Annotated in this window: 18 protein-coding genes and 1 tRNA gene; 15 read left to right on the top strand and 4 right to left on the bottom strand. The window is 69.4% G+C overall.

Going from position 1 to position 16008, the window contains the following annotated elements:
* Positions 1–42: 42 nt before the first annotated feature.
* Together BM417_RS39465 and BM417_RS39460 are read right to left on the bottom strand one after the other, a co-directional pair.
* Positions 43–1200: a cation:proton antiporter gene (locus BM417_RS39465; RefSeq protein ID WP_407656205.1), complete on the bottom strand. Its 1158-nt coding sequence runs from the start codon at positions 1198–1200 to the stop codon at positions 43–45.
* A gap of 20 nt (positions 1201–1220) precedes the next feature.
* The gene (locus BM417_RS39460) at positions 1221–1694 is read right to left on the bottom strand and encodes a cation:proton antiporter regulatory subunit (protein WP_177320864.1); all 474 of its coding nucleotides are present in this window, start codon (positions 1692–1694) and stop codon (positions 1221–1223) included.
* Positions 1695–1727: 33 nt separating this feature from the next.
* Here BM417_RS39460 and BM417_RS39455 point away from each other — a divergent pair, with 33 nt between their 5' ends.
* The 5 genes from BM417_RS39455 (at position 1728) to aroH (ending at position 5308) form a co-directional block, all read left to right on the top strand.
* Positions 1728–2828, top strand: coding sequence for a DUF1015 family protein (locus BM417_RS39455; RefSeq protein ID WP_093605336.1), 1101 nt, complete (start codon positions 1728–1730; stop codon positions 2826–2828).
* Between the two features lie 63 nt (positions 2829–2891).
* On the top strand, positions 2892–3836 hold the full coding sequence (locus BM417_RS39450; protein ID WP_093605109.1) for a tetratricopeptide repeat protein: 945 nt from the start codon (positions 2892–2894) through the stop codon (positions 3834–3836).
* Positions 3836–4582: an ATP-binding protein gene (locus tag BM417_RS39445; RefSeq protein WP_143139000.1), complete on the top strand. Its 747-nt coding sequence runs from the start codon at positions 3836–3838 to the stop codon at positions 4580–4582. Before BM417_RS39450 ends, BM417_RS39445 begins: the two co-directional genes overlap by 1 nt.
* Before the next feature lie 31 nt (positions 4583–4613).
* Positions 4614–4913: an STAS domain-containing protein gene (locus tag BM417_RS39440; protein ID WP_245822587.1), complete on the top strand. Its 300-nt coding sequence runs from the start codon at positions 4614–4616 to the stop codon at positions 4911–4913.
* Positions 4914–4945: 32 nt separating this feature from the next.
* Positions 4946–5308 carry a chorismate mutase gene (gene aroH, locus BM417_RS39435; protein WP_093605103.1) on the top strand — a complete coding sequence of 121 codons (363 nt, stop codon included), beginning with the start codon at positions 4946–4948 and terminating at the stop codon, positions 5306–5308.
* On the opposite strand, the gene BM417_RS39430 is transcribed toward aroH, so the two are convergent.
* Complete coding sequence (locus BM417_RS39430; protein ID WP_093605100.1) at positions 5298–6218, bottom strand: homocysteine S-methyltransferase family protein; 921 nt, start codon at positions 6216–6218, stop codon at positions 5298–5300. The genes aroH and BM417_RS39430 overlap by 11 nt on opposite strands.
* Before the next feature lie 87 nt (positions 6219–6305).
* On the opposite strand from BM417_RS39430, the gene BM417_RS39425 reads away from it, so the two are divergent.
* On the top strand, positions 6306–7343 hold the full coding sequence (locus tag BM417_RS39425; protein ID WP_093605098.1) for a hypothetical protein: 1038 nt from the start codon (positions 6306–6308) through the stop codon (positions 7341–7343).
* Here BM417_RS39425 and BM417_RS39420 read toward each other — a convergent pair.
* The gene (locus BM417_RS39420) at positions 7333–7773 is read right to left on the bottom strand and encodes a pyridoxamine 5'-phosphate oxidase family protein (protein ID WP_245822586.1); all 441 of its coding nucleotides are present in this window, start codon (positions 7771–7773) and stop codon (positions 7333–7335) included. The two genes, BM417_RS39425 and BM417_RS39420, sit on opposite strands and share 11 nt — an antisense overlap.
* Before the next feature lie 91 nt (positions 7774–7864).
* Between BM417_RS39420 and BM417_RS39415 the strand changes: the two genes are divergently transcribed.
* The 9 genes from BM417_RS39415 (at position 7865) to BM417_RS39375 (ending at position 15766) form a co-directional block, all read left to right on the top strand.
* Complete coding sequence (locus BM417_RS39415) at positions 7865–8212, top strand: DUF4937 domain-containing protein (RefSeq protein WP_177320862.1); 348 nt, start codon at positions 7865–7867, stop codon at positions 8210–8212.
* 75 nt (positions 8213–8287) lie between these two features.
* Positions 8288–8974: a (d)CMP kinase gene (cmk, locus tag BM417_RS39410; protein ID WP_177320877.1), complete on the top strand. Its 687-nt coding sequence runs from the start codon at positions 8288–8290 to the stop codon at positions 8972–8974.
* Positions 8971–9603 carry a lysophospholipid acyltransferase family protein gene (locus tag BM417_RS39405; RefSeq protein ID WP_093605090.1) on the top strand — a complete coding sequence of 211 codons (633 nt, stop codon included), beginning with the start codon at positions 8971–8973 and terminating at the stop codon, positions 9601–9603. Before cmk ends, BM417_RS39405 begins: the two co-directional genes overlap by 4 nt.
* Positions 9600–11021, top strand: coding sequence for a ribosome biogenesis GTPase Der (der, locus tag BM417_RS39400; RefSeq protein WP_093605088.1), 1422 nt, complete (start codon positions 9600–9602; stop codon positions 11019–11021). Before BM417_RS39405 ends, der begins: the two co-directional genes overlap by 4 nt.
* 66 nt (positions 11022–11087) lie before the next feature.
* On the top strand, positions 11088–11720 hold the full coding sequence (locus BM417_RS39395; RefSeq protein WP_245822585.1) for a response regulator: 633 nt from the start codon (positions 11088–11090) through the stop codon (positions 11718–11720).
* Positions 11714–12829 (top strand): sensor histidine kinase, encoded by a 1116-nt coding sequence (locus BM417_RS39390; protein ID WP_245822584.1) that lies wholly within the window; start codon positions 11714–11716, stop codon positions 12827–12829. Before BM417_RS39395 ends, BM417_RS39390 begins: the two co-directional genes overlap by 7 nt.
* A 173-nt stretch (positions 12830–13002) precedes the next feature.
* Positions 13003–13076: transfer RNA gene (locus BM417_RS39385), tRNA-Pro, on the top strand.
* A gap of 524 nt (positions 13077–13600) precedes the next feature.
* Positions 13601–14155 (top strand): site-specific integrase, encoded by a 555-nt coding sequence (locus BM417_RS39380; protein ID WP_245822583.1) that lies wholly within the window; start codon positions 13601–13603, stop codon positions 14153–14155.
* A gap of 78 nt (positions 14156–14233) precedes the next feature.
* Positions 14234–15766, top strand: coding sequence for an ISL3 family transposase (locus BM417_RS39375; protein ID WP_177320861.1), 1533 nt, complete (start codon positions 14234–14236; stop codon positions 15764–15766).
* Positions 15767–16008: the final 242 nt, after the last annotated feature.

Raw genomic sequence — 16008 nt, 5'->3', positions numbered from 1 at the left:
GTCTAGCCCTCACTAGAGAGTCGTCACATCGGCGCAGTTGTTTCAGGCCATTTGCCGTCTGCGCTGAAAGAATTCACCGATTGGCTCAACGTACTTGGCCGCGATGGGCCCGAGGATGGCCATGAGCAGCACGTATGCGGTCGCGAGCGCCGCCAGCTCGTCGGAGACCTGACCGGACGCCACGGCGAGCCCGGCGATGACGATGGAGAACTCGCCGCGCGCCACCAGCGCCGCGCCCGCACGCATGCGGCCCATCTTGCCGATGCCCTGCCTGCGCGCCGCCCACCAGCCCGTGAACACCTTCGTCGCGGTCGTGACGGCGGCCAGCGCCACCGCGATTCCCAGGACGGGTGGAATCGAGCGCGGGTCGGTGTTCAGTCCGAACACGACGAAGAACATCGCGGCGAACAGGTCGCGAAGTGGCTCCAGCAGGCGGGTGGCGTTCTCGGCGGTCGACCCGGAGATCGCGATGCCGAGCAGGAACGCGCCGACCGCCGCGGAGACCTGCAGCTGCGACGCGATGCCCGCGACGAGCAGTGCCGAGCCGAGCAGCTTGAGCAGGAACACCTCGTGGTCCGGACTGTCCACAATGGCCGAGATGAACCGGCCGTACTTCAACGCCACCACCAGGACGACGGTGATCGCGAACAGCGAGATGCCGACCGAGGTGAGTCCGCCGAGGAAGCTCACGCCCGCCAGCACGGCGGTGAGCACCGGCAGGTACACGGCCATCGCCAGGTCCTCGAACACGAGCACGGACAGCACGACCGGCGTCTCGCGGTTGCCGAGACGGCCGAGGTCGCCGAGCACCTTCGCGACGATGCCCGACGACGAGATGTACGTGACGCCCGCCATCGCCAGCGCTCCGACCGTGCCCCAGCCGAGCAGGATCGCCGCGATCGCGCCCGGCGCCGAGTTCAGCACCAGGTCGAGCACGCCGGCCATCCAGGACTTCTTCAGCCCTGTGGTGAGCTCGGACGCCGAGTACTCCAGGCCGAGCAGCAGGAGCAGCAGCACGACGCCGATCTCGCTGGCGATGTGCGTGAACTCCTGGATGCCTTGTAACGGGACGAAGCCGCCGTGCCCGAACGCGAGCCCGCCGATCAGGTAGAGCGGGATCGGGGAGATTCCGGCACGCCGAGCCACCCGACCCAGCAGACCGAGGCCGAAGAACACCGCGCCGAGCTGGATCATGGCCATTGTTGTCTCGTGCACTGTGCTTAACCGCCGTGGAGGATCTCAGCGGCGGCGTCGAGGCCCTCCGCGGTGCCGACGACGACCGCGAGGTCACCGTTCTCGAAGAGGAAGTCGGGGCCGGGCGACGGATGCGCGTTGCCCGAGCGCACGACGGCCACGATGGACGCACCGGTCCTCGTGCGCAGAGCGGTCTCGCCGAGCGAGTGGCTCGCGAAGGCGGTCACCGGCAGCTGACGGGTCGTGATGCCCGTGATGTCGCGGTGCTCCTCGCGCAGGTGGGCGACGAGTTGCGGCGCGCCGAGCAGGCCCGCGAGCGTGTTCGCCTCTTCCGGCGAGAGGGGTATCGAGGCGGCGCAGGAGTCGGGGTCCGTCGCTTTGGACAGGATGAGCTCGAACCGGCCGTCCCGGTAGGTGATCACGCCGACGCGGCGTCCGGCGCGGATCATGAAGTCCTGGCGCGTCCCGATGCCCGGCAGGGGCGTGATCTCTACGTTCACACAGATCATGATACGTGGATGTCCCAGGAGGTGATGACGCTGCGAGTACGCCCCGTGCGTCGCGGCTGGGTGGTGCGTGAGCGCGTGCCCGGCCCCGACGTCGACGAGTTCGCCGAGCCCGGCCAGGTGATCGGGGCGCTCGCGAGAGCCCCGCACGGCACGTTGCTGGCCGTCCAGCACCCCCATCGCACGCCGGCCGCCCTGGCCGCGGGCACCGGGCTGCTCGACGCGCTGCCGCACGCCCGCGCCGAGCTCGCGGCGCTGATCCGGCGGGCGTACACCGAGGTCACCGACGTCGTCGCGCCGTATCGGGTGGACGGGCCGGACGGGACGGCGTGCGGTCTGCTGTGCCTGGTCGACCCGGACGGGATCGCGCACACCGAGGACGTCTATCCGGACGTCGTCGCCGAACGCGGTCAGGTGCTGGCCTCGCTGGGCATCGCGACGAGCGCGGCGATGCTCGTCCCGGTCACCCCGCACGACGCGCTGACGGACCTGGTGCTCGGCATGACAGGGGAGCCGGCCGTGTCTCTTGTGGACTCGGGCGGACGGCGGCACTGGGTGTGGCTGGTCGGGCCGGGGGAGTCGCAGGAGAGGTTCCTCGAGGCGGCGGGCGCGCATCCGTTGCTCGTCGCGGACGGCAACCACCGGGTCGCGGCGGCGCGGGAGGCGGGGCTCGCCGGGTTGCTGGCGCTCGTCACGTCCGGGCCGGGGCTGCGGGTCGGGCCGATCCACCGCGCGATCGTCGGCACCGGGTTCAGCTCGTCCGATCTCGTGACGGCGTGGGAGCGCGTCGGGCTGACGGTGTCGTCGTTGCCGTACGTCGTCGATCCGGAACCGGGCGTCGTCGTGGTGCGGTGCGCGGACGCGGTGCTGCGGGTCGAACTGCCTGCGGGGCAAGGGATCGACCACGCCGTCGTCGAGTCGGTGCTGCTGGGCGAGGCGCTCGGGCTCGACCCGGAGAGTCCGTGCGTGCGGGCCGTCGTGGATCCGTCCGTGGAGGCCGAGGCGGTGCTGCTGATCGCGCCCGTGCCGCTGCGGGAGGTGCTGGCGGGCACCAAGATGCCGCGCAAGAGCACCTATTTCACCCCCAAGCCGCGGAGCGGACTTCTGCTGGCCGACCTGTCACCGTAGGGCCCTGCCCGGCGGGTTCGTTCGGCCCTGGTGACCGATCAAACACGCGTTGAAAATCGTCCAATGCATGACGACGCCTCGCCCTCGTTGCCGCCGCCCCACGCCAAGATCGGACTCGTGCACATCAGGCATCTGAGGGCGATGACGTCGGCGTTGCGCGCGGTCGACTACCGCTACGGCGGTGGGGCGTGCCGCACGCAGGTGGAGGCGATGTTGTCCTGGTGTGACAAGGCTTTCGCGCACTCGGCCAGTGCCGCCGTTCGCCGCGACTTCCGGGACGCCATCGCGGAACTGCACGCGCTCGCCGGGTGGACCGCCTTCGACGCCGGGCTCGGAGGGTCCGCGCACCGCCACTTCCTTCTCGCCCTCGACTTCGCCCAGGACGAGGATCTGGTGGCGAACATCCGCTATCGGATGGGGCGGGTCCACCTGCACCACGGTGGACCCGCCGAAGCGCTCGGCATGTTCCGGCTCGCGGGGATCGTCGCGAACAGCCACCACACGAAGGCGATCCTGGCCGCGAACCAGGCGTGGTGCTACGCCGAGATGGGGGATCGGGTGGCCGCGCTGGCGTTGCTGGGGCGTGCGCACGACGAGTTCGCACGGGCAGACGTTGACCGTGCCGCGCCGTGGGCTGCGTTCTTCGACGTGCACGACCTCGCGGGCATCACCGGCGCCGTTTACACCTCTCTCGCGAGCACCGTCGACCGTGGGTTCGCACGGCCGGCCATCACATCGTTGCGGCAGGCCGTGACGGGGTATCGCGACGACATGGCGCGCAGCCGGACGTTCGCGCTGATCGCGTTGTCGCTCAACCATCTCCTGGAAGGGGACGCGGACGAGGCGGCGGTGACGGCGGGACTGGCCGTGGTGCAGACCGGCGACATGATGTCCGCCCGCACGCGCAAGAAGCTCGATCCGTTGCACGCCGAAGCGGGCAGACGCCGTGCGACCACGTTGCGGGAGCTGATCACGCCGTTGCTGGCGGCCCCGTCGCACGCGGCGTGATGACCGCGCGGACCCGGTGGTTTCCGGCGACACCAGGGTCGTTGCCGGAGATCCGGGCCTTCGTACGCGGTCTCGCCGGCGAGTCCGGGCTGCACGGCGACGACGCGCGTGACGTGCTGCTCGCGGTGGCCGAGGCGGCGGACAACGCGGTGCGGCGCTCTGGAGCGTCCGTCGTCGGGGTCACGTGGGAGCCGCGCGATCACGCAGTGCTGCTGACCATCGAGGACGACGGCGTGTTCGACCTCGAAGCCGGCACCGCCGCCCGGCCGCTGGGGCTGCGGCTGCTGTTCGGCATCGCCGACGAGGTGCAGGTGCGGCCCGGCAAACCGACCTGGCCCGGCACGGTCGTGCGAGCGCTCGTGCGGGTCTGGTCGCGTGCGGGCGTCCCGGACCTGCCCGCGCCTCCGGGGCGCCCGCGCGTGCTGCTTCTGGACGGCGACCGGTTCCCCGGCCAGTCGCTGGCCGCGTTCCTGCACGCCGAGGGTTATGACGTGACGCTTGTGACGACAGTCCCTGCCGCGCAGGAGGCTCTTCAGAGTCCACCGGCACTGGCGATCGTGGACCTGCTGACGTCTCATGGTGAGGGGACCAGGTTCGCGGCGGCGGCACGAACGTCCGGCGTGCCGGTGATAGCCGTTTCGGCGATCGAGCCGGCCGCTCACGTCGCCGATGCTTATTTGCCGAAACCAACGCACCCGCTGCGTGTGCTCGCGGCGGTGCGCGATCTGCTGTCTCCTGATCCGTGAGGCACCCACGATGGAATCCCAGCCAGCCCTGTTGGAGGTACGTCGCCACGGCGCGGTGGTGACGCTCACCGGCGAGGTCGACCTGAGCACCAGCGACCTGCTGCGCTCCGAGCTGGCCCTCGCCTGCTCGTTCGGGGACGGCGCGGGAGACGTCGTGATCGACTTCAGCGGCCTGACGTTCATCGGGTCGAGCGGCCTGCACGTGCTGATCGAGACGGCCGGCGTGCTCGGTCAGCGGCGGCTGGTGCTGCTCGGCGGCGGCTGGGGCGCCTACGTCGTGAACCTGCTCGGCCTGACCCTGCGCTTCCCCAACATCGTCCTGGACCACTGATGTCCACTGAGGACGCTGCTAGGGTCGTTCTCATGGCGGTACGAGCGATCAGGGGAGCCACGCAGATCGACGCGGACTCGCGCGACCTGCTGCTGGAGGCGACGGCCGAGCTCGTGCGGGAGGTGTTGTCGTGCAACGCGTTGACGGCCGACGACCTGATCAGCGTGGTGCTCACCGCCACCCCGGATCTCGTGTCGGAGTTCCCCGCCTACGCCGCACGCCTGGCAGGACTCTCCGACGTACCACTGCTCTCCGCGACGGAGATCGCGGTGCCCGGTTCGATGCCGCGCGTGATCCGGTTGCTGGCGCACGTGGAGACGGATCTGCCGCGGTCGTCGATCAAGCACGTCTACCTGCGCGGGGCGGCGGCGTTGCGGACCGACCTCAACCACTGAACGCCCGGCTGATCGCGTCGATGTGCCGGTGGTCGGTGCCGCAGCAGCCGCCCAGCACCGTCAGCCGGGGGAAGCGCGCTCTGAGTGCCCGGTAGTCGTCCGCGAGCTCTTCGGGATCGCCCCGGTCCAGTGCCTCGGCCTCGTCCAGCTCGGCGTGACTGAGCTTCGACGCGTTGGCTCTGATGCCCTGGAGACGGTGCGTCCACGCGGCTTCGGGGTCGAGTGCGGGCGCGATGTGGGTCGGGTGCGCGCAGTTGACCATGTAGTAGGCCGGGTAGCCGTTCGTGTCGCGGTCGACCGCCTCGATCGCGTCGCCCAGCGCGTCCCCGCTCGGCAGCCTGCCGTCCGTTTCGACGGTGAACGAGATGACCACGGGCACGTTCGCTTCTCGTGCGGCGTCGACGATGCCGGTGGCCTCGGGGACGTTCGTCAGCGTCATGGCGGTGACGAGGTCGGCCGGGGTGTCGGCGAACGTCCTGATCTGCGTGGAGTGGTAGTCGCGCGCCTCCTCCCTGGTCATGATCGACTCAGGCCGGTAGGCGTCACCACGAGGCCCGACGCAGCCGCTGATGACCACCGGGATCGCGAACCGCTGCCGCACGTCGAGAAGCAGGTCGACGCCCTTGCGGTTGGCTGATGCGAGCTGTTCCACGTCGTAACCGAGTCGTGCGGCCCAGTCGGGATTGGCGCGCCACGTCGCGGTCTCCAGGACGATGCCCGCACCGTCGCGTTCGGCGATGCCGGCGTAGCGCTCGAAGTAGCGGGTGAGCGTCGCGTGGCCGTCGGGATCGTCGAGCAACGGGAACGCGGCGAAGTCGGGCAGGTCGATGCCGTCGTCGAAGATCAGTGTGGTCTCGGCGCCGCCGTCGGTGAGGAACAGCGGGGCGTCGAGCTGGGGCAGCTGCGTCATCGGATGCCTCCAGGTCGGAGGGCCCAGTGTGCGTTCCGAACGCCGGTTCCGCCCGCTAAGATCGAGCGATCACTGGGGGGTGATCGCGTGTTCGAGCCCTATCTGGCCGACTACCGCTACTACGCGTTGTTCGAGAGCCAGAGCCACATGTCCGACATCGGCCGGGCCACCGGGCTTCACCGCTCCATCAGCGCGTACCGCGAGGAGCGGTACGAGGGCCACGGCAGGTGGGAGTTGAGCATCGGCCTGTCGAGGTCATCGGAGCGCGACTCCTACGCCGACTACCGCGAGGCGAGCCCGGCCGAGGTGGAGTACCTGAAGCGCCGCACCGACGAGCAGCAGCAGGAGCGGCCGCAGCCGTCGCCCAGCGAGCCGGCCGGCGTCGTCGCTCTGCTGGCGGCACGGCGGCACGCCGAACCGGTGGACGGCCACTACTACTTCGCGGAGTTCGACGAGCTTGCCGACGTCGTGGACGTCGACCGCGCGCACGCCCTGATCCGGTGCCCCGCCAGTGGCGGCGGGAAATGGGAGATGTTCCTGCACGAGGGGACATGGGTGCCGGGGGAGGAACCGCGGCGCAAGCACGTGTTGCCGGTCGGCCGCGAGGACGTCGAACGGATCAGCCGGGCGAGGGAGAGCGCCGAGACCAGGTACTTCGACGTCTGGCTCGGCTTCACCGTGGAGCTCGGGTTCTACCGTCATGTGCTCGTTCGTCGCACCGGATCGGTCGACGAGACCACCGACGACCTCGGTTGGCAGTCCTCCGACGTGCTCGGGCGATTGGAGCCGGGCTGGTGGGTGGCGGAGTTCAGCGAGCGCGGGTTCCGCACGAGCCGCTACGTCGCCGTGATGATGGGGAGGGCGCGCGGGTTCCGTGGCCGCCCGCACGACTACCAGGCGGTCTTCCACAGCGACGACGACGTCTACGACTTCGGCAACGTCCTCTACCTGGTCAGGCAGCTGCCGAATCCGTACGAACTGGAGTACGAGCGGTGGACTCCGGACGGCTGGCAACGAATCGACGCGCTGCTCGGGAAGAGCACCCTGCCGATCTCCGAGGAGGAGTTCCACCGGCTGGCGGCGTCCCGCCCGGACGAGCGGGACGCCGGCGACCTCAGGCGCTGAAGTCCTTGCCGGGCAACCACCCGTTGGGGATGTCCGTGACGCGCCACGTCGGCACGGAGATCTTCACCGCGCGGATCGGCGTGGCGAGGAACGGCGCGACCTCGGGCACCTTCGCCACGAGCCGCTGCCGCACAGCCTCGTCCTCGGCCCCGTCGACCACCACGGCCGTGCCGCGGGCCTGCAGGAACGGCTCCATCGGCGACCCGGTCGACACGACCATCGCCACCTCGGCGTTCTCCTTGATCGCCTTGAGCGTCCGGCCGCGCTCCTCCAGCACGAGCACGAGCGTGTGCGGCCCGTCCTCGGCGAAGTAGACGCCGCTCACCCACGAGCCGTCCGAACCCGCCGTGGCGAGAAACATCGACTTGTGCGCGGCGAGCGTGCGGTGCACCAACGCCTCGACGGCGCTGTGCTGTTCAGCGGTGGTCACTGAGTCCTCCATGAAGTCGGTGATGCGCCCACCAGATCGGCGCGGACCGTGCGCGCCTTGTGCGGATTCCACCGATCGATACCGTCGAGCCGTGCTGATCAAGTGGGTGCGCTGCGAGGTGACCGATCCGGCCGCGTTCGATCGCGGGCAACGGGGCTGGGGCGCGCTGGCGGGGCTGCCGGGGTTCCTGGGCCAGCGCGGCGGATGGGGTGAGCAGGGGATCGCGCACGTCGTGGCGTTCTGGCGTTCGGCCGACGACCACGCGGCGTTCCTCGCGGGGCCGCACGACGCGCTGGCCGCCGCGCAGCGGGGCACCTACGGGGAGATCGAGGTCCGGCTGTTCGAGGGCGATCCCGCGCTGGTGGCGAGTGATCTCCGGTGCGTCACGGGCGAGGTTGTCGCGCTGGAGCCGTCGTGGACTGTCCCGCCTGCGGTGTGAGCGTCCGCACCAGGCACAATGTGGACCGTGGGTGTCTCGGAGGGAGCTGCTGTGGGCCAGGGTCAGTTGCGCGGTGTGGTGGCTCTCGACGGACCGGCCGGCACCGGCAAGTCCACCGTGGCCAAGCGCGTCGCGACGGCGCTGGACGCGCGCTACCTCGACACCGGTTCGATGTACCGGGCGATCGCGCTGGCGGTGCTGCGCGCGGGCGTCGACCCGAAGGACGAGGTCAAGGTCGCTGCGGTCGCGGACAACGCCGTGCTCGTGGTCGGCACGGACCCCCAGCGGCCGGGCATCACGCTCGACGGCGACGACGTGTCGGCCGAGATCCGCGGGCCCGAGGTGTCGCTGGCGGTGTCGCCCGTCTCCGCGACCCGGCACGTGCGGGAACTGCTCGTGGCCCAGCAGCGCGCGATCATCGCGGACGCCGTCGACCACGTCGGCGGGATCGTCGTCGAGGGGCGCGACATCGGCACGGTCGTGTCGCCGGACGCCCCGTTGAAGGTCTACCTGACGGCGTCGGCGGACGCGCGAGCCGCGCGCAGGACCAAACAGGACACCGCCGCCGGGCGCAAGTCCACTGTGGACACCGCGCTCGCCGACGTGCAGCGGCGCGACAACTACGACTCGTCGCGCGCCGTGTCGCCGTTGAAGGCGGCCGGCGACGCGGTGGAGCTCGACAACACCGACCTCGACCTCGCGGGCACCATCCGAGCGCTGCTGGAGCTCGTGGACGGCCGCGGGCTGCGGGTGACAGGGTGAGCGTTCCCGCGGGGACGGTGCCCTGGCTGTTCGACCTCGGACGCTGGATCGGGCGCGTTCCCTACGCCTGGCAGTTCCGGATTCGGGTGCACGGCCTCGACCGCGTACCCTTGAGCGGCGGCGTGGTCGTCGTCGCCAACCACAGCTCGATGTCTGACGGGCCGATCCTGTTCGGGGCGCTGCCCCGGCGCGTGACGTTCCTGATCAAGCAGGAGATGTTCAAGGGCGTCGTCGGCCATCTCCTGCGCAAGATCGGTCAGATCCCCGTCAAACGGGGCGAAGCCGATCGCACGGCACTGGTCACCGCGCAGTCCGTGCTCAAGGCCGGCGGCGTGATCGGGATCTTTCCCGAGGGCACGCGCGGCGAGGGAGACGTGGCGAGCGCGCAGAACGGCGCCGCGTGGCTGGCCAAGACGTCCGGCGCGATGGTGCTGCCGATCGCCTGCCGCGGGACCTACCAGGCCAAGGGCTGGCGCCCCGAGGTCGACGTGCTGATCGGTGAGCCGTTCCACCTTCCCGAGGGGAAGGGCCGGACTGCTTTGGGCGTTGCCACCGAGCAGGTGCGTGATCGCCTGGCGACACTGGTCGCCGAACTTGATGGACTTCGTATGAGTGAGGGAAGACGATGACGGACCTGGACGGCACCTGGGAGGACGAGGCCGACTGGTCAGCCTTCGGCGACCTCGACGGCTCAGACGGTGAGGAAGCCGCGCCGCCACAACCGGTGCTCGCGGTGGTCGGACGGCCGAACGTCGGCAAGTCCACGCTGGTCAACCGCATCATCGGCCGCCGAGAGGCCGTGGTGCAGGACGTGCCGGGCGTGACGCGCGACCGGGTCGCGTACGACGCGCTGTGGAACGGCCGCAAGTTCACCGTGGTCGACACGGGCGGCTGGGAGCCGGACGCGGTCGGCCTTCAGGCCTCCGTGGCCGCGCAGGCCGAGCTCGCGATGGCGACCGCGGACGTGATCCTGCTGGTCGTGGACGCGTCGGTGGGCGCGACGCAGACCGAGGAGGCCGTCGCGAAGGTCCTGCGCCGGTCCAAGAAGCCCGTGATCCTCTGCGCGTCCAAGGTGGACGACGACAGGCTGATGGCCGACGTCGCGTCGCTGTGGTCGCTCGGCCTGGGCGAGCCCATCGCGGTGTCCGGCCTGCACGGCCGCGGCTCCGGCGACATGCTCGACGTGATCCTCTCGAAGCTGCCGGAATCCCCGCGCGACGACTTCGGCGCGGGCAACGGCGGACCGCGGCGCGTGGCGCTGGTCGGCAAGCCGAACGTCGGCAAGTCGTCCCTGCTCAACCGCCTGACGGGCGAGAACCGCTCGGTCGTCGACTCGGTCGCGGGCACCACCGTCGACCCGGTCGACTCGCTGGTCGAGCTCGACGGCGAGATCTGGCGTTTCGTCGACACCGCCGGCCTGCGCAAGCGGGTGAAGTTCTCCGGTGGCGCCGAGTACTACGCCTCGCTGCGCACCAAGTCCGCGATCGAGACCGCCGAGGTCGCGGTCGTGCTGCTGGACGCGCACGAGCCGTTGGCGGAGCAGGACCTGCGCGTGCTGACGATGGTCGTCGAGTCGGGCCGCGCGTGCGTGCTGGCGTTCAACAAGTGGGACCTCGTCGACGAGGACCGCCGCACCGAGATGGTCCGCGAGCTCGAACGCGGCCTGGTGCGCGTGCCGTGGGCGGACAAGGTCAACATCTCGGCCCTGACCGGCCGCGCCGTGCACAAGCTCGCCCCCGCCCTGCGCACCGCGCTGAACTCGTGGGACACCCGCGTTCCGACGGGCCGCCTGAACCAGTGGCTGACCGAGCTGATCGCCGCGACCCCGCCGCCCGTGCGCGGCGGCAAGCAGCCCAAGGTGCTGTTCGCGACGCAGGCCTCGACCCGCCCGCCGACGTTCGTGCTGTTCACGACGGGCTTCCTGGAGGCTTCGTACCGCCGGTTCATCGAGCGCAGGCTCCGCGAGGAGTTCGGCTTCGAGGGCAGCCCGGTCCGCATCTCCGTGCGCGTGCGCGAGAAGAAGAAGGCCGGCGCCGGCAAGAAGTAGGTTTCTCCGGGTGACGACCCGGCCGATCTGGTTGCCCTTTGGCATGGGGTGCGGTTGGTTGGGTCAGTGGCCGTACGCGTGGTGCTAGCCGACGACGAGGCCCTGCTGCGGCGGGGCCTGAAAGTCCTCCTCGAGGCCGACGGACGGGTCGAGGTGGTCGGCGAGGCAGCCGACGGCGCCGAACTCGTCGAAGCGGTCCTGGCCCACCTACCGGACGTGGTGCTGGTGGACGTCCAGATGCCGGGCGTGGACGGCCTGGAGGCGGTCCGCCGTCTGCGCACCTGGGCCACCCCGCCCGCGATAGCCGTGCTGACCACGTTCGACCTGGACGACTACGTGGCGACCGCCCTGGACCTGGGCGCCCAGGGTTTCCTGCTGAAAGACGCAGAACCGGAAGCCCTGGTCCGCGCCGTGATCGACCTCGCGGCAGGCGGAGCCGTCCTGGACCCGCGCATCACCGCCCGCCTCCTGCCCCGCCTGCGAGGCTTCCGCGCCAACCGTCAGCTCGACTCCCTGTCGGCCCGCGAACGCCAGGTCCTCGAACTGGTGGCGGGCGGCCGTTCGAACCACTCGATCGCCGAAGAACTCTGCCTGTCCGAAGCGACGGTGAAGAGCTACGTCTCCACCGTCCTGACCAAACTGGGCGTGGAGAACCGGGTGCAGGCGGCTCTCGTCGCGCACCAGGTCGGTGTGTGGTGAAGCCAGTCCTGCGCGAAATCCTCACCGTGGCCGTCACCACGGGAGTGGTCCTGATGACCCAGGACCGCCCGTTCGAATGGTCACTGTGGACCGCGATAGCCGCATCGCTACTCCTGCCCCTACGCCTGCGCTGGCCGTGGCTGGCATCTCTCCTGTGCGTCCCCGCCGTAGCCGGAGGCCTGGGCTGGGCCCCCGCACTGGTCGCCCAATACCGCTTGGGCCGCAAGGAGAAGTCGATCCCGATCCAGGTCTTCTGGGTCCTGCTGATGACCGTGGCCTCCATCGCCCCGGTCCTCATGACCCAGGCCATCCCCCTGGGCCCACTGCTGCTGGCCACCGCGTTCGCCTTCGGCCTCGCCGCAGCCCCCACAGCCCTGGGCGCACTGATCACCACCCGCAAGGAACTGACCCAGTCGCTCTACGAAACCCGCCGAGCCCGAGCCGCAGAACTGGAAGCACAGGAGACCTCAGCCCGTGCCGCGGAACGAGCCCGAATAGCCCGCGAAATCCATGACGCCGTAGGCCACCACGCCACCCTGATAGCCGTGGAGTCAGCAGCCCTAGCCGCCACCGCCCCAGACACCGCGGTCCGTGAGACCGCCCTGCGTTTACGTGCCCTGGCAAAGGAATCACTGTCCGAGATGCGAGCGGCCCTGGGCCTCCTGAACTCCGACACCTCGTACCCGTCCCTGCAGGAACTGATCGACCGCGCCCGAGTGGCCGGCGTGTCCGTGACGCTCTCGGAAACAGGCGACACCCCACTCTCCCCAGCCGTCTCCAGAGCCCTGTTCCGAGTAGTCCAGGAATCCCTCACGAACGTGACGAAACACGCCCCCGGCGCCGCAGTCACCGTAACCGTGGACCGAGCCTCACCAGTCCGAGTCTCAGTGGTGAACGGCCCAGGCGACCTACCGTCCCTAGGCGACCGAGGAGGCGCGGGCCTGCACGGCCTGTCAGAACGTGTCCGCCTGGCCGGCGGCACCCTCACCACCTCGTACCGCGCAGACGGCGGCTTCAGCGTCAGCGCCGTCCTACCGCCCGGTAAGTCGAAGGTTGACGGACAAGACTCGACTTTCGGAGGTGGCGCCCGAGACGCCGCCACCGCATGATTCTGGGTGTCGGTCGAGGATCGGGGGATCGGTCGGACCGAGGGACGCGGGGACCCGAACTTCGGGTCCCCGCCGTATTTCCGCAGCTCGTGGCCTGTTTCGGGGGCCGTTTTTGATCTCTGTCCGCGGTGTTGTAGGATTCTTTCTGCACGCCGGGGAACCGGGAGTGTGGCCGGGACGTGGCGCAGTTTGGTAGCGCACTTGACTGGGGGTCAAGGGGTCGCAGGTTCAAATCCTGTCGTCCCGACGGTCTGAATCAGCCCGCTGATTCTGGGTGAAAGCCCAGGTCGGCGGGCTTTTTCGTGCCTGCGAAACGATCTTCGCTTGATCATCTTTTTCATGATCAACAGGAGAATGAAGGAGTGAATAAGGAGCCGCTGCCTCCTTCGTTTTGACTAACGTCAAGTGGGGTCACCACGAACGGGTGAACTTGCTGCACAGGCCTGAATTGGCGTGAACGGACGTAGCCGTCCGCCAACAAGCTTGAGTCGCAGACCCCGCCCTGCTTGCTTTGGCGCAGTTTGCGTCCGTTGCTGCGGCTTGCGCGCGCCGCCGGAAGGTGGTGCTGTGCGGGTGATGCGAAGAAGGTCGCGGAGTCCGCGTGGTTCCTCGCGGTGCGGCTGGCGATGCCCAGTTCGCGGTGCGCGTCGGCCCTTGCCGGGCTCATCTCCAGCAGACAGCGCAGCAACTCGGCGCGCTCGGCGCCCGGAGGCCATCGCCGGATGGACCGGAGCCCGCTGGGGCGAACTGACCGGCCTGCAACGGCACAACGTGCACCTGTTCGACGACGACACCGGCTTCATCGCCATCGACCCCGACACCGGCACCCTGCACGAATCCGCCTCCAGCAAGCTGTGGCTCGGCCCGCCCAAAACCGAGGCCTCCGCCCGCACCATCAGCCTCGCCCCGTTCAACGTCCGACTGCTGCGCATCCAACTCGCCACACACAAACACCCGCACGTCTTCATCGGCCCCGACGGCGGACTCCTGCGGCGCAGCAACTTCGCCCGCCGCGCTCAGCGCCCCGCTGCCGACGGCAACCTTCATGTCGACAACCCCAGGATCCGGCTACACCCGGTCAAACCCGGCCTGACCTTCCACGGCACCCGCCACAGCCACAAGACCTGGATGATCGACGACGGCATCCCCGAAATCGCCCAAGCACTCCGCCTCGGCCACGTCATGCCCGACAAGGTCCAGGAGACTTACTCCCACGTCGCCGCCACCGTCGAAGCACGCCTGCTGCAACGACTGCAGGAACGGTGGGACAAAGCCGTCATCAACGCACCCGTCGACGTCGACAGCAACTGGCGCGGCGCCGCGTGAGGGTCTGTCAAACAACGAACGGCTCTGGCCCGTAGTCGGTGGTGACGTCGAGTAACCGTTCGCGATCATGATCTTGTGATGACTGTCGATTCCCTTGTGGGGACAGTGTTCTCTGGACTGTCAGCGTTGGTTGTCGAGAACGTGTCGGAGGACGGCGGCATCGTGGTGGTCACGGCCCGCACTCGGGCTGCGGCCGTGTCGTGCCCGGTCTGCGGGACCGAGACGGCGAAGGTGCACGGGTATCACCAGCGGACGGTGAAGGATGTGCCGGTCGATGGCCGCCAGGTCGTCGTCCGCCTGCGCGTACGGCGGCTGGTCTGCCCGGCCCTTGGTTGTCGACGGCAGACTTTCCGGGAACAGATTCCCGGTCTGCTGGAACGCCATCAGCGCCGCACGGTGCGGCTTGTCCGGCAGATATCCCATGTGGCGCAAGAGTTATGTGGTCGGGCGGCGGCACGCCTGGCCGGCCTGCTCGCTGTGCCGGTGTCCCGCAGCACCGCAGTGCGCCGTCTGCGGCGCCTGCCGCTGCCCCGGCTGGAGATTCCGCGGGTGATCGGAGTGGACGACTTCGCTCTGCGTCGCCGCCAGCGCTACGCCACGATCATCATCGATGCTGAGACCGGCCGACGTGTCGCGGTCCTGCCCGGTCGCGACGCGGCCACCCTGGAGTCGTGGCTGCGCGAGCATCCCGGTGTCGAGGTCGTGTGCCGGGACGGCTCGGCCACCTACGCCGAAGCTGTCCGCCGCGCTCTGCCCGACGCGGTGCAGGTCAGTGACCGATGGCACCTGTGGCGCAATCTCTGTGACAAGGTCCTGCTCGAGGTCCGCGCGCACGCCGGATGCTGGGCCACCGTCAACCCGCCCCGCCCTGGTGGTGTTCACGAGCAGACCACGCGCGAACGCTGGAACAAGGTCCACGATCTCCTCGGTCAAGGCGTCGGTCTGCTCGACTGCTCCCGCCGCCTCGGCGTGGCACTGAACACGGTCAAACGCTACGCACGCATGCCCGAACCTCAGGCCCTGCGCATCACACCGACCTACCGCCCGACCCTGGTCGACCCCTACCGTGATCATCTGCGTGCCCGCCGCGCGGCCGATCCCGCGGTCCCGGTCACCCACCTGCTCGCGGAGATTCGCGAACTGGGCTACACCGGCAGCGCCAACCTGCTGGTCCGCTACCTCAACCAAGGCCGCGCCGAAGGCGACCGCCCCGTCACGACCTCCCGTCACGCCAGCAGCCTCCTGCTCACCAAACCTGCGAACCTGCGCGCGAAGGACACGACCCTGCTGGAGAAGATCGCCGCAGCCTGCCCAGAGATGACCGCACTCGCCAGTCTGGTATCCGGCTTCGCCGCTCTGCTGAAACCGGCCGCGGGTAACGATGTGAAGCTCACCGAGTGGATCGCGCAGGCTCGCGCCGTCGATCTGCCGCATCTACGCAGTCTCACCAACGGCATCGAGATCGACCGGTCCGCTGTGGACGGTGCCGTCACCTTGCCCTACCACAACGGCCGCACCGAAGGCGTCAACACCCGCACCAAGAGAATCATGAGACAGCTGCACGGACGCGCCGGATTCAACCTACTCCGCCACCGCATCCTCCTGCCCTGACGGCCACTCCACGTCACCACCGACTACGAGCCAGAGCCAAACGTTTTACAGTCCCCCGCGTGACGTGGCTGCAATCAAGTCCAAGCCTTACAACGCAGTGCGGACGTCGACATGGCCAGAGGCGGGCCGCCGGCATGGATCTTTGGCGCGCGAAAATCACGGCAGAACCGGCCGGTTGAGTGACTTCTGCGCGAACACCCATATACGAACTTCGACGTACGGTTGGTCTCTCAAATTGAACA

It is taken from the genome of Lentzea waywayandensis, assembly GCF_900115955.1.
GTDB lineage: Bacteria > Actinomycetota > Actinomycetes > Mycobacteriales > Pseudonocardiaceae > Lentzea > Lentzea waywayandensis.
Note: the sequence above shows the minus strand (reverse complement) of the source record. Positions and strands in the feature narration are given on the sequence as shown.

What these genes read in the sequence shown, in the direction of transcription:
- BM417_RS39465 (WP_407656205.1), bottom strand. Translation starts at nt 1,200, where the DNA reads ATGGCCATGATCCAGCTCGGCGCGGTGTTCTTCGGCCTCGGTCTGCTG.
- BM417_RS39455 (WP_093605336.1), top strand. Translation starts at nt 1,728, where the DNA reads ATGACGCTGCGAGTACGCCCCGTGCGTCGCGGCTGGGTGGTGCGTGAG.
- BM417_RS39450 (WP_093605109.1), top strand. Translation starts at nt 2,892, where the DNA reads ATGCATGACGACGCCTCGCCCTCGTTGCCGCCGCCCCACGCCAAGATC.
- BM417_RS39445 (WP_143139000.1), top strand. Translation starts at nt 3,836, where the DNA reads ATGACCGCGCGGACCCGGTGGTTTCCGGCGACACCAGGGTCGTTGCCG.
- aroH (WP_093605103.1), top strand. Translation starts at nt 4,946, where the DNA reads ATGGCGGTACGAGCGATCAGGGGAGCCACGCAGATCGACGCGGACTCG.
- BM417_RS39430 (WP_093605100.1), bottom strand. Translation starts at nt 6,218, where the DNA reads ATGACGCAGCTGCCCCAGCTCGACGCCCCGCTGTTCCTCACCGACGGC.
- der (WP_093605088.1), top strand. Translation starts at nt 9,600, where the DNA reads ATGACGGACCTGGACGGCACCTGGGAGGACGAGGCCGACTGGTCAGCC.
- BM417_RS39375 (WP_177320861.1), top strand. Translation starts at nt 14,234, where the DNA reads ATGACTGTCGATTCCCTTGTGGGGACAGTGTTCTCTGGACTGTCAGCG.